Consider the following 12,413-nt stretch of genomic DNA (forward strand, 5'->3'; position numbering starts at 1 on the left):
CCCGAGGAAAGTTCATGTCTGACAAAACACTAGACACCAATGACCTAGACAACATTGTTGGAGATTCCGACGTTGGCGGTCGTAAACCTAATGATGCTTTTGGTAAATCTGTCCTATGGTACCTGCCACTCATTTGGGCTATTTATCAGTTATGGATCGCCTCCCCTTTACCCTACATGCTCGGTATTGGCGTGTTAAACGATACACAAACGCGTGCTATCCACCTTGGTTTCGCCGTTATTTTGGCGTTTCTTGCGTTTCCCGCATTCAAATCCAGCCCTCGACATCGTATTCGTACCATCACTTGGGTTATTGCCGTCGTTGGTGCCATTGCCGCCTCTTATTTATGGTGGGACTACCGTGGTGTCGCTGACCGGACTGGCGCGCCCAACATGACCGACTTGGTCATTGCCGGTATCGGTATTGTGTTATTACTTGAAGCTGCACGCCGCTCATTGGGCTTCCCTTTGATGGGCGTGGCTCTGTTCTTCCTCGCCTATGTTTTCTTTGGCTCTTGGAGTGGTTTACCAGAAATCGTCCAGTGGAAAGGCGCATCATTTGAAAAAGCCATGAGCCATATGTGGCTCACCAGTGAAGGCGTATTTGGTGTCGCCCTTGGTGTGTCATCTGGTTTTGTCTTCTTATTCGTTTTGTTCGGCTCTTTACTGAACCAAGCCGGCGCAGGTAACTACTTTTTGCAACTGGCATTTGCGGCACTCGGTCATTTACGTGGTGGCCCTGCTAAAGCAGCCGTTATCGCCTCAGCCGCAACCGGTTTGGTGTCTGGCTCTTCCATTGCCAATGTGGTTACCACAGGTACCTTCACCATTCCTTTGATGAAAAAAGTCGGCTTCCCTGCAACTAAAGCCGGTGCCATCGAAGTATCCTCGTCAATTAATGGGGTATTAACACCACCTGTTATGGGTGCGGTGGCCTTCTTGATGACAGAATACGTGGGCATTTCTTACGTCGAAGTGGTCAAAACCGCCATTGTTCCTGCGGCTATTTCTTACATCGCCTTGGTGTACATTGTTCACCTTGAGGCCTTGAAGATGGGCATGAAGTCCACCTCAACCACACACCCAGTGAAGATCATCTTGGCATCTATTTTGGTCATCGCCTTATCCATTATCTTCTTTGGTGGTGCACTCTACTTGTCTGGTCTAGCGGTCGAGGCGTTGAGTAGTGTCGCTGGTGGGGCCTCCATTTGGATCATAGTGGCATTAATGTTGGTTGGTTACGTGGCCGCGGTTAAATACGCTGCAAAAGGCCCAGATTTAGACATGAGCCTAGACGCCATTGAAAACCTCCCCCCTACCAAAGAGATCTTCAAAACCGGCATTCACTATTTAATGCCAATCATGCTGTTGATGTACTTATTGATGATTGAACGCAAATCACCTGGTTTGTCTGCGTTCTGGTCAACCATTTTCATGCTGTTTATTTTATTGACGCAGAATCCGCTCAAAGCCTACTTCCGGGGCCAAGGTGAAATTGGTCGTCATGTAAAAGAAGGTTTATCGGACATTGCTGAAGGGATGATTTCTGGCGCTCGTAATATGATCGGTCTTGCGGCGGCCATGGGTGTGGCGGGCATTATTGTCGGTGCGGTTACTTTGACGGGCATCGGCCAAGTCATGGCGGAATTCGTTGAATTCTTGTCTGGTGGCAATTTATTGGCCATGCTGTTTTTTGTGGCACTGATTTCTATTGTCTTAGGCATGGGATTACCCACCACGGCAAACTACATCGTGGTGTCATCTTTAATGGCCGGTGTAGTCGTGGAATTGGGCGCGCAAAACGGCTTGATCGTTCCTTTGATTGCGGTACATATGTTTGTCTTCTACTTCGGTATCATGGCGGACGTTACACCTCCGGTGGGGCTGGCGAGTTTTGCTGCCGCGGCGATCTCCAAAGGCGACCCATTAAAAACTGGCTTCCAAGCGTTTTTCTATTCAATTCGAACTGCCTTGCTGCCCTTCTTATTCATCTTCAACACCGATTTACTGTTGATTGATGTAGGGCCTGTACAAGCCGTCTTCGTGTTTATTTTTGCCTTAATTGCGATGTTGTTGTTTGCCGCAGGCACGATGAACTTCTTCGTAATCAAGTCGAAAATTTGGGAAAGCGCGGCGCTATTATTAGCTGCTTTTGTCTTATTCCAGCCAGGTTATTTCTTGAATCAATTTGCGCCAGAGTTTGAAACACGCCCAGGCAACACGGTTCTGCAAATGGCAGAAGACGCCAAGAGCGACAGCACCTTACGTGTACGTTTAGTCGGTGAAGACCTGTATGGGGACATAGTCGATGCCCGCTACTTACTGCCAATGGGGCCAAAAGGCGACAGCGGCGAAGCGCGCTTGTTTGACTCAGCTGGCCTAGAACTGCGCAACGAAGACGGTCAATTTTTTGTGGATAACCTAAACTTTGGCGGTGCAGCAGAGCAATTGGGTATCGATTTCGATTGGGAGGTGGTTGAATTGGAAGTCGAAACCGACCGTCCACCTAAAGAATTGTTCTATATTCCGGCATTACTCTTAGTGTTAGGTGTGATTTGGTTGCAAGTGAACCGTCGTCGCAAACTCGAAAAAGCCGCTACAGGAGCCTAATCATGACCAAGCATGTTTTGTGTTGTATCGATCTTACTCACGCTAAAGACTCGATAAAGGTGTTATTAGAAGCGGACAGACAAGCCCGTATCGACGACGCCAAACTCACTGTGATGACAGTCATTCCCGACTATGGTTCGTCTTGGGTGGGGTCTTTCTTTAAAGAAGGCACACTTAAAGAGGCGGCAAACGCCGCCAGTGAGGCGCTCAAGACTCTGATTAAAACCACCTTGCCAGACCGTAAAGGCACTAAAACCGTGGTGGAAATTGGCGTTGTGTACGAGCAGGTATTGCATCAAATTGACCAACTCAAGGTGGATTTGATCGTGTTGGGTGCACACAAACCCAGCGTACTCGATCATCTTATGGGGCCGAATGCCGCGCACATAGTACGCACGTCACCTGTCTCGGCGTTAATCGTTCGTCCTGGCTGATGCCATAGAGCGGTTTTGCAATGCGCTTAGGGTCATCAAAAAAGCAGAGGTTCATCGCCTCTGCTTTTTTATGTTTGTCTTTTTACCCGTCTATCTAAAGCGTGTCAAAACCGATCAGCTTTCCTGGTAATACCCCCCCAAACGACGCATATCTTTTTCAAAGCGATTGATATTCAACAGCATCTCACGCCCACCTAACGTCACGCACTCCGACACCAGTGCTTCTACCAAAGCAATGCTGGTCAAAATGGTAGGAAAAAAGTGCGGCGTCTCGGTTTCTAAAATAAACACATCGTCTGCGCCCGCCGCCAGCGGTGAGCGCAAATCGTCGGTGATGGAAATCAGCTGCGCGCCCTGCTCCTTGGCGATTGCCAGAGCATTAACCATCTCCATGGAATAGGGCTCCGATCCAAAGGCCACCACCACATCGCCTGACTGAATTTTTGTCAGCTCCGTTAATAAACAGCCTTCGTTGCCACGAATCAAACTCATGTTAGGTAAGGCAATACGCCCAATATAAGCAAAATGGTGCGCACAGGCGAACGCATCACGAAACCCAAGCACATAAACATGCTTGGCGTGCAAAATACGCTGAGCGGCGTTCTGCAATTTAATCAGTGTTTCTGCGTTAAACAGATGCTCCAAATTATGAAACGTAGACTCGGCAAACTCTTGAAACACCTTACTACTAGAGCGCACATCACACGACTCCTGAAGGCGCTCAGCGCGGTTACCATAGTTGATCGGCGCCTTAGTTTGTACAGCCTGTTTAAACACGTCTTTAAAGGCATTGTAGCGCTCAAACCCCAAGGTTTTGGCCAATCGGGTCATGGTCGAAGGCGTAACCCCCGCCGCATCGCTGCTTTTTCGAATAGGCAACAAGGCTATGTCGATGGCGTTGTCTAATACATAGTCGGCGGCTTTTTTGAGCTGTGGTGTCAACGAGGAATACACATCCGCGATGGCTTTTAAAATGCTGTCCAAATCATGATACTTACCTGAGGGCAAAGAAGTTGAAGGCAGAGAAACCAGAGGTTGCGAAGGTGAAGGTTGTGAAGACATTGGTAAAAAAGCCCCTCCCAAACGGGCACAGCGTAGACGAGTAATGCACGCCTACGCATTCGTTCATTCTAATAGAGGACCAACATCTCACAAACGTGACGAAAATAAAAACTAATGTTTTTTTTGTGCCACCCAATAGGCGTTTGTGTCCTTGCGAAGCTCTTCGTAAGATTTGATCCCTTTTTGTGCACTCTCGCCACCTTGCGCTACCAGCATGGCCAATAGATTCTCGATAAGCGCCATCATGCCTGTGTAACAACCGAAGTGGTGAGTGGATAAAACGGACGCAATCAGGGTTTCATCGGCACTGAATTCAGGCGATACGATTTCGCTATCAGAGATCAAAATCAACTTGATGCCTTTGCGTTTAGCGAATTGGCAAGCCTCGACGGTTTCTCGTGAATACGGCGTCATAGTAATGGCTATCATCACATCACCCTCATCTGCCATGTGCAAGTCATCGATAGCGCTGCCCATGTGACGTGGAATCAATTGCAATGAAGGAAGTGCCATACGCCCCACGTAATGCAGGTAAAACGCCATGGCATAACTGGCGCGAACCGCCGTCAAATAGACGTTGTTGGCACCTAACAGCAAATTCACTACCCGCTGCATTCGAGCCGCATCAAGGTGCTCTAAAGAGCGTTGTACTATGGCTATACTATTTAACGCGGCTTCAGCTTGCACACTGCCGTTCTCACCTCGCTCTCGTAAGCCTTCAATCCAAGCAGGCTGATCGACACTGGCCGCCGCCGACACAAGCGACTTACGAAAGGGCTCACGTAATTCATCGTAACTATTAATCCCCATTTTTTCAGCCAGCCGAATCAAGGTAAAAGTACTAACGCCGGCTTTTCGTGCGGTTTCTCGAATAGGGTCTAAGCCAAAATCCGATGGATGATCTATGATGTATTTAGCGATGGTTCTTAAACCGCGGGACAAGTCGGGCATGGCTTCTTTTAGGTGCGTGATCAATCTATTTTTGAGCGTTGGGTCCATAACATCCTCTTTAATGATAAAAACAAAACAGATAATAACATACGTTATTTTTACCAATTATTGACTAAAAATGTGATTAGTGCAAAATTATTATTCTGTAGTTTTGACATCACTGTTCGATCGCTTAGGAAATCACATCATGGCCGACTCTCTTCCCTCCCACGCTTCCGTCGTTGTTATTGGCGGCGGCATCATGGGCTGCTCCACTCTTTATCACCTTGCAAAAATGGGCGTTACGGATGCCGTTCTGGTGGAGCGCAACGCGCTGACCTCAGGAACCACTTGGCACTCGGCGGCTCAGGTACGTGCTTTACGTCATTCGCGCAACCTAACGCAGATGATTCAGTACTCGGTGGACTTGTATTCGCAGTTGGAAAAAGAAACCGGACAATCCGTCGGCTGGATTCAAAAAGGCTCACTTTCTATTGCGACTAACCCAGGTCGATTAGCACACATTCAACGCCAAGAAGCCCTAGCACACGCTTACGGCATCGATGCCACGTCTATTTCTGCGGCCGAAGCCAAAGAACGCTGGCCAATGATGAACCACGAAGACGTATTGGGTGCGGTATGGTCACCAGACGATGGCCGTGTGTCCCCTTCTGATGTATGTGCGGCCTTGGTTAAAGGCGCAAAATCACTCGGTGCGAAGATTTTCGAACAAACCGGTGTGACAGGCATTTTGACAGAAAACGGTAAAGTAGTCGGTGTAGAAACCAACAAGGGCACCATCATGTGTGATGCGATTGCCTTGTGTGCCGGACTTTGGTCTCGCGAAGTCGGCGCCATGGCCGGTGCCGAAGTGCCTGCGCTTGCGTGTGAGCATTTTTACCTTCTTACCAAACCTATCGAAGGCATTAACGGCAATATGCCAACCTTGTCTGACCACGACAACCACCTTTACATGCGTGACGATTCCGGCGGCTTGCTAGTGGGTTGTTTCGAACCAATGGGCAAACCGATCGCACCGGGCGTACTAAACGAAACCTTCGAATTTGGTCTATTGCCAGAAGACTGGGATCATTTCGAGCCAATGATGATGAACGCACTGCACCGCTTGCCATCATTAGAAACCGCCGAAGTAAAAATGCTTTTGAACGGCCCAGAAAGCTTTACGCCAGACGGTACCTTCATGCTGGGTGAAACCGCGGAAACCAAAGGCTTATTCTTAGGCTGTGGTATGAATTCCGTTGGTATGGCGTCTGGTGGTGGTGCGGGGATGAACTTAGCCCACCTAATCGTTGAAGGCCGAACGGCTTACGACTTGAGCGAAGCCGATGCAAAACGCTTTGCGCCTATTTTCAACAGTGTTGAGCATCTTATGGCGCGTGCCCCAGAAATTCTTGGTACGCATTACGACATCGCTTACCCAGGCAAACAACTGAAAACCGCGCGTAATCTTCGCAGCTTGCCGTTAGACAAAGAATACCGCGCAGCAAACGCTCACATGGGACAATTCTATGGTTGGGAACGCCCACTGTACTTTGGCAAAACCAGCGAGCCTGAATTGAAATTCGAACGCCCAGATTGGTTCGAAAACGTACAACAAGAAGTCATGGCAGCACACCAAGATGCGGCTATTTTTGATGCCTCTCCATTCGGTAAAATCGAAGTAGAAGGCCCAGATGCCGAAGCCTTCATGCGCCATGTTTGCGCTGGTCAAATGGGTCGCGCTCCAGGTTCGGTTATCTACAGTGCCTTGTTGAACGATCGCGGTACCTTTGAATCTGACGTCACAGCACAGCGCCTAACCGATACTCACTACCGTCTGTTTGTCGGCACCAACGCCATCAAACGCGACATTACCTGGCTGAAACGCAACGCAACAGGCTTTAACGTTAGCCTTAGCGACAGCACTGAGAAGTTTGCCATTCTTGGCTTAATGGGGCCAAACGCGGCGAAATACGCCACACAGTGTGGCGCTCAAGGCTTAGACGAGATCGCTTACTTCAAACACGCCGAAGCCACCTTGGCAGGCAAATCGGTTCGCGCTGCTCGCATGTCTTATGTGGGTGAAGCAGGTTGGGAAATCACCTGTGACGCGGCCGATGTGAACGACATATTTGCGGCGCTAACCGCCGCCGGTGCCAAGCCTGCGGGCATGTTCGCGCAATCGTCCATGCGTATTGAGAAAGGTTTCTGTGCCATGGGCCACGAACTTGATGGGGACGTCACACCGATCGGAGCTGGTCTTGACTTTGCTACCCGTAAATCAGGCGGTTTTATCGGCGCAGAAGCATTAGAAAAAGCCCGTGCTGACGGTGCCACCTGCCACGTAATTTCTCTAACACTGGACGACGTTGACGCCGTGCCATTGGGTCACGAGCCAATCTACTTCGGCGGTAAAATTATCGGTCAAACCTCGTCTTGTGCCTTTGGTTACCGTGTTGGCAAACCAATCGCCCTAGGTCACAGCGATGTGACATTGGAAGATGGTGCACGCGTGCAAATCGACATCGCCCGTACCATGTATGACGCTACCGTCACTATTGGGCCGTTGTTCGACCCAACTGGCGCACGAATGAAGGTATAACATCATGACCCGCCCTTTTATTATGGTTGCCCCTAACGGGGCTCGTCGAGGCAAAGAAGCAAACGCTTCTTTGCCAATCACTATCCCAGAAATGGTCACCACCGCCGTGAGCTGCCATCAAGCCGGCGCCGATGCTTTGCATTTGCACGTTCGCGATGACAACGGCGGCCATTCGTTGGACGTGGGTCTCTATCGTGAAGCCACCAGCGAATTGCTTCGAGTTGTGCCCACTTTGGAGGTGCAGATCACCACAGAAGCGGCGGGCATTTTTGATGTGCCAGCACAATATCACTGTTTACGTGAACTCAAACCCAAATGGGCGTCTGTGTCGATTCGTGAAATGGCACGCGACATGAGCTTAGCCCCTAAGGTTTATGACCTTTGCGCGGACAATAACACCAAGATTCAACACATTTTGTACAACACGGACGACATTGCTCTGCTACTAGATTGGCAGAAACAAGGCATTGTGAAAGCCGATCAAGACAGCGTTTTGTTCGTGTTGGGTCGTTACACTCAAGGTCAGGTTTCGTCACCAGACGATTTGACCCCGTTTCGCCAAGCCCTACCCGACATTAAGCACTGGATGGTTTGCGCATTTGGCCCTGACGAACACAACTGCTTGGCTCAGGCTGCGCGGCAAGGCGGCGCGGTTCGCGTCGGTTTTGAAAACAGTCTGATGTCGCCAGATGGTACGCCACATGCCGACAATGCCGCGTCTATCACGGCGTTAATCCACACCATTGAACAGCTGAAACCAGCTTAATCATTTAGAGGTATTTCGCATGAGTCACGTTTTTCCACGCCATTGCCACGCGACGTTGCCAACTGCGGTTGCAGGCGACGGCTGTTACCTCATAGACAAAGACGGCAAACGCTATTTTGATGGGTCTGGCGGCGCGGCGGTGTCTTGTCTTGGTCATTCCAACCAAAACGTCATCAACGCCATTAAAGAGCAAGCGGGCAAACTCGCCTTTGCTCACACCGGCTTTTTTACTTCTGAACCCGCAGAAGAGTTGGCGGAGTTGCTAATTGCCAACGCCCCTGGCGATTTAGACCGCGTGTATTTCGTGTCTGGCGGATCAGAAGCGGTAGAATCGGCGATTAAACTGGCGCGTCAATATTTTGTCGAAAAAGGCGAAACACAACGTCGTCATCTAATCGCACGTCGTCAAAGCTACCATGGCAACACCTTGGGAGCTTTGTCAGCTGGCGGTAACGCATTACGCCGTGAGAAATTTGCGCCTATTTTGGTGGAAATGAGCCACGTAGCACCCTGCTACGAATACACGGAACGCGACACAGCAGAAAGCTTAGAAGATTACGGCCAGCGTGTTGCCAATGATCTGGAAGCTGAAATTCTTCGCCTTGGCGCGGATACGGTCATGGCGTTTATCGCTGAGCCTGTCGTGGGTGCCACACTGGGCGCAGTCACCAGCGTGCCAGGCTATTTCAAGCGTGTACGTGAGATTTGTGACGAACACGGCATCTTGCTGATTCTAGACGAAGTGATGTGTGGCATGGGCCGCACCGGCTATTTATTTGCTCACGAAGCCGATGGCATCAAAGCCGACATCGTTTGTATTGCTAAAGGCTTGGGCGCGGGTTATCAGCCGATTGGTGCCATGCTGTGTACCGATCATATTTACAACACCATCAAAGACGGTTCTGGTTTCTTCCAGCACGGTCACACCTATTTAGGTCACCCCATCGCAACCGCTGCTAGCCTTGCGGTAGTGAAAGAGATTTTGAATAACGACTTGGTGAATCAAGTTAAACAACGTGGTGCTTTCCTAGAAAGCGCACTGCAAGCCAAATTTGCGGATCACCCACACATTGGTGACATTCGTGGTCGTGGCTTATTCCGCGGTATCGAAATCGTTGAAGATCGCGACACTAAAACGCCTTTTAATCCAAGCCTTGGCTTGGCGGCGAAGCTGAAAAAAGCGGCGCTTGCAGAAGGCTTAATTTGTTACCCAGGCAGTGGCACGCGCGACGGCAAACACGGCGACCACATTTTATTGGCGCCGCCGTTTATTGCCAGCGAAGCACAGTTGTCCGAATTGGTGAACATGTTGGCCCGTGCCATTGATAAAACATTGCCGTCAAAAGACTGATAGCGACTCTATTTCACATACGATTTTAAATACGATTTCACATACGATATTTGAACAAAGAGGTTTTCATGAAAATTTTAGTCCCAGTTAAACGGGTAATCGATTACAACGTAAAAGCACGCGTTAAATCCGACGGCAGCGGTGTGGACTTGGCGAACGTCAAAATGTCCATCAACCCATTCGACGAAATCGCTGTAGAAGAAGCCATTCGCCTAAAAGAAAAAGGCCAGGCGTCTGAAATCGTTGTGGTTTCTATTGGCGTAAAACAAGCTCAAGACGTATTGCGTACCGCGTTGGCCATGGGCGCTGATCGCGCTATTTTGGTGATTGCAGCCGACGATGTTCATCAAGATATTGAACCTCTTGCCGTGGCAAAAATCTTGAAAAAAGTCATCGAAGACGAAGCGCCAGGCTTGGTCATCGCTGGCAAACAAGCCATCGATAACGACATGAACGCCACCGGCCAAATGCTGTCTGCGCTGCTTGGTTGGAGCCAAGCCACTTTTGCTTCAACACTCGACATCGACAACGACAACGACATCGCTCGTGTCACTCGTGAAATTGATGGCGGCCTTCAAACCATCGACGTTAAATTGCCTTCTATTGTGACGGTCGATTTGCGCATGAACGAGCCTCGTTTTGCTTCTTTACCTAACATCATGAAAGCAAAACGCAAACCGATGGAAGAAAAGACCGCAGCGGACTTAGGCGTGGATGTTACGCCACGTTTGAGCATCATCACTACGGCTGAGCCACCAGCGCGCGAAGCCGGCATCATTGTAAACTCCGTGAGTGAGTTAGTTGAAAAATTGAAAAACGAAGCGGAGGTTATCTAATGTCTATTTTACTATTAGCAGAAGTCACTGAATCTGGTTTGGCTGTCGATGCCACCGCACGCGCTGTCACCGCGGCTCGCCAACTGGATGAAGTGACCCTATTGTGCGCTGGTGGATCTATTGTAGACGCCGCTGCGCAAGCCGCTAAAATCGATGGCGTATCTAAAGTAATAATAGCTGAAGATGCGGCCCTGGCTCATCGTATGGCAGAACCGACTACCGCCTTGATTTTATCTTTGGCCGAAGGTTACACACACATTGTGGCACCTGCGACCAGCGATGCAAAAAACATCTTGCCTCGTGTTGCCGCCTTGCTAGACGTCATGGTGATCAGCGATGTGATTCAAATCGACAGCGCCGACACGTTCCAGCGCCCTATTTACGCAGGCAACGCGATTCAAACCGTTAAATCTACTGATGCGGTTAAAGTACTTACCATTCGTACCTCTGTATTTGAACCGGCTGACATGAACAACGCCGCCGCTATCGAGACAGTTGATGTGCCAGCTCTACCGAACATGTCGACTTGGATTGAAGACAAGGTAGAAGCGTCGAAAGGCCCTGAGTTATCGTCTGCGAAGGTTGTGGTATCCGCCGGTCGTGCGATTGGTTCAACCGAAAACTTTGGCATTATCAGTGCCTTGGCAAACAAACTGGACGCCGCTGTGGGTGCTTCTCGTGCCGCGGTTGACGCCGGCTACGCGCCGAACGATTGGCAAGTAGGTCAAACCGGTAAAGTGGTTGCGCCTAACTTGTACCTTGCTTGCGGTATTTCGGGTGCCATTCAGCATTTGGCCGGCATGAAGGGTTCTAAAGTCATCGTAGCGATTAACACCGACCCTGATGCGCCTATTTTCCAAGTCGCCGATTACGGTTTGGTCGGTGATTTGTTCGACGTGGTTCCTCAATTAACGGAGCAGTTGTAATGCCTAGATATTGCCTGACCGTTACCTGCCCTTCCCGTCGTGGCATTGTGGCAGCCATTTCTGGCTTTCTCGCAGAAAAAGGCTGCACCATCACCGACAGTGCGCAGTTTGATGACGTCAACACAGATCGCTTTTTTACACGCGTTAGCCTAGTCAGTGAAATGGGCGTTAGCAAAGAAGAAATTTTGCGCGATTTTGCTCAAATCGGCGAAGATTTCCATATGGAATGGGATCTTCGTGGCGAAGACGAAAAAATGAAAGTCTTAATTATGGTGTCACGCTATGGCCACTGTCTGACAGATTTATTGTATCGCAGCCAAATTGGTACCTTGCCAATCGAAGTGGTTGGCGTTGTATCAAACCATTTAGATTATCAAAAATTGGTGGTGAACAATGACATTCCGTTTTATCACATCAATGTCACCAAAGAGAACAAAGTCGAAGCCGAAGCAAAGCTCCTTGAGTTGGTTGAAGACAGCGGTGCCGAGCTGATTGTGTTGGCTCGTTACATGCAGATTCTTTCAGACGCTTTGTGTCAAAAAATGTCTGGTCGCATCATCAACATTCATCACTCTTTTCTACCTTCTTTTAAGGGCGCAAACCCTTATAAACAAGCGTTTGACAAAGGTGTGAAGTTAATTGGCGCAACGTCTCACTACGTCACCGCCGATCTTGACGAAGGCCCAATCATTGAACAAGAAACGACTCGTGTGACTCACGCTCAATCCATTCAGGATTACGTTAGTTTTGGTCGTGAAGTGGAATCGTCGGTATTGGCTCGCGCGGTGCACGCTCATGTTCGTCGTCGCGTTTTCCAAAATGGTGCCAAAACCGTGGTCTTCCCAGCGTCTCCTGGCAGTTACTCTGCAGAGCGCATGGGTTAGTAGCACACTAAAC

Annotated in this window: 10 protein-coding genes; 8 read left to right on the forward strand and 2 right to left on the reverse strand. The window is 49.5% G+C overall.

Annotated features, from left to right (window positions below; all coding sequences use genetic code 11):
• Positions 1-14 precede the first annotated feature (14 nt).
• Both J9B83_RS01725 and J9B83_RS01730 read left to right on the forward strand, forming a co-directional pair.
• Entirely contained in the window at positions 15-2,609 is a 2,595-nt protein-coding gene (locus J9B83_RS01725) for a TRAP transporter permease (protein WP_211534988.1), read from the forward strand.
• A gap of 2 nt (positions 2,610-2,611) precedes the next feature.
• Positions 2,612-3,043: a universal stress protein gene (locus J9B83_RS01730; protein ID WP_211534989.1), complete on the forward strand. Its 432-nt coding sequence runs from the start codon at positions 2,612-2,614 to the stop codon at positions 3,041-3,043.
• A 114-nt stretch (positions 3,044-3,157) separates the two neighbouring features.
• On the opposite strand, the gene J9B83_RS01735 is transcribed toward J9B83_RS01730, so the two are convergent.
• The gene (locus J9B83_RS01735) at positions 3,158-4,105 is read right to left on the reverse strand and encodes a MurR/RpiR family transcriptional regulator (protein WP_211534990.1); all 948 of its coding nucleotides are present in this window, start codon (positions 4,103-4,105) and stop codon (positions 3,158-3,160) included.
• Positions 4,106-4,216: 111 nt separating this feature from the next.
• Positions 4,217-5,104: a MurR/RpiR family transcriptional regulator gene (locus tag J9B83_RS01740; RefSeq protein WP_211534991.1), complete on the reverse strand. Its 888-nt coding sequence runs from the start codon at positions 5,102-5,104 to the stop codon at positions 4,217-4,219.
• A 139-nt stretch (positions 5,105-5,243) separates the two neighbouring features.
• Here J9B83_RS01740 and J9B83_RS01745 point away from each other — a divergent pair, with 139 nt between their 5' ends.
• From J9B83_RS01745 to purU, 6 genes are all read left to right on the forward strand, one after another.
• Positions 5,244-7,637 carry a GcvT family protein gene (locus J9B83_RS01745; protein WP_211534992.1) on the forward strand — a complete coding sequence of 798 codons (2,394 nt, stop codon included), beginning with the start codon at positions 5,244-5,246 and terminating at the stop codon, positions 7,635-7,637.
• A 4-nt stretch (positions 7,638-7,641) separates the two neighbouring features.
• Positions 7,642-8,403, forward strand: a complete 762-nt coding sequence (locus tag J9B83_RS01750; RefSeq protein ID WP_211534993.1) for a BKACE family enzyme — start codon at positions 7,642-7,644, stop codon at positions 8,401-8,403.
• Positions 8,404-8,422: 19 nt separating this feature from the next.
• A complete protein-coding gene (locus tag J9B83_RS01755; protein ID WP_211534994.1) occupies positions 8,423-9,754 on the forward strand; it encodes an aspartate aminotransferase family protein in 1,332 nt (443 codons plus the stop codon).
• A gap of 68 nt (positions 9,755-9,822) precedes the next feature.
• The gene (locus J9B83_RS01760; RefSeq protein WP_211534995.1) at positions 9,823-10,590 is read left to right on the forward strand and encodes an electron transfer flavoprotein subunit beta/FixA family protein; all 768 of its coding nucleotides are present in this window, start codon (positions 9,823-9,825) and stop codon (positions 10,588-10,590) included.
• A complete protein-coding gene (locus J9B83_RS01765; RefSeq protein ID WP_211534996.1) occupies positions 10,590-11,516 on the forward strand; it encodes an electron transfer flavoprotein subunit alpha/FixB family protein in 927 nt (308 codons plus the stop codon). Before J9B83_RS01760 ends, J9B83_RS01765 begins: the two co-directional genes overlap by 1 nt.
• Positions 11,516-12,400, forward strand: coding sequence for a formyltetrahydrofolate deformylase (gene purU / locus J9B83_RS01770; protein WP_211534997.1), 885 nt, complete (start codon positions 11,516-11,518; stop codon positions 12,398-12,400). Before J9B83_RS01765 ends, purU begins: the two co-directional genes overlap by 1 nt.
• Positions 12,401-12,413: the final 13 nt, after the last annotated feature.

This window comes from Marinomonas vulgaris (assembly GCF_018145875.1).
In the GTDB taxonomy this organism is placed as follows: domain Bacteria; phylum Pseudomonadota; class Gammaproteobacteria; order Pseudomonadales; family Marinomonadaceae; genus Marinomonas; species Marinomonas vulgaris.

Coding starts and splice junctions, on each gene's coding strand:
- J9B83_RS01755 (WP_211534994.1), top strand. CDS start 8,423: ATGAGTCACGTTTTTCCACGCCATTGCCACGCGACGTTGCCAACTGCG.
- J9B83_RS01745 (WP_211534992.1), top strand. CDS start 5,244: ATGGCCGACTCTCTTCCCTCCCACGCTTCCGTCGTTGTTATTGGCGGC.
- J9B83_RS01735 (WP_211534990.1), bottom strand. CDS start 4,105: ATGTCTTCACAACCTTCACCTTCGCAACCTCTGGTTTCTCTGCCTTCA.
- J9B83_RS01730 (WP_211534989.1), top strand. CDS start 2,612: ATGACCAAGCATGTTTTGTGTTGTATCGATCTTACTCACGCTAAAGAC.
- J9B83_RS01760 (WP_211534995.1), top strand. CDS start 9,823: ATGAAAATTTTAGTCCCAGTTAAACGGGTAATCGATTACAACGTAAAA.
- J9B83_RS01740 (WP_211534991.1), bottom strand. CDS start 5,104: ATGGACCCAACGCTCAAAAATAGATTGATCACGCACCTAAAAGAAGCC.
- J9B83_RS01725 (WP_211534988.1), top strand. CDS start 15: ATGTCTGACAAAACACTAGACACCAATGACCTAGACAACATTGTTGGA.
- purU (WP_211534997.1), top strand. CDS start 11,516: ATGCCTAGATATTGCCTGACCGTTACCTGCCCTTCCCGTCGTGGCATT.
- J9B83_RS01750 (WP_211534993.1), top strand. CDS start 7,642: ATGACCCGCCCTTTTATTATGGTTGCCCCTAACGGGGCTCGTCGAGGC.
- J9B83_RS01765 (WP_211534996.1), top strand. CDS start 10,590: ATGTCTATTTTACTATTAGCAGAAGTCACTGAATCTGGTTTGGCTGTC.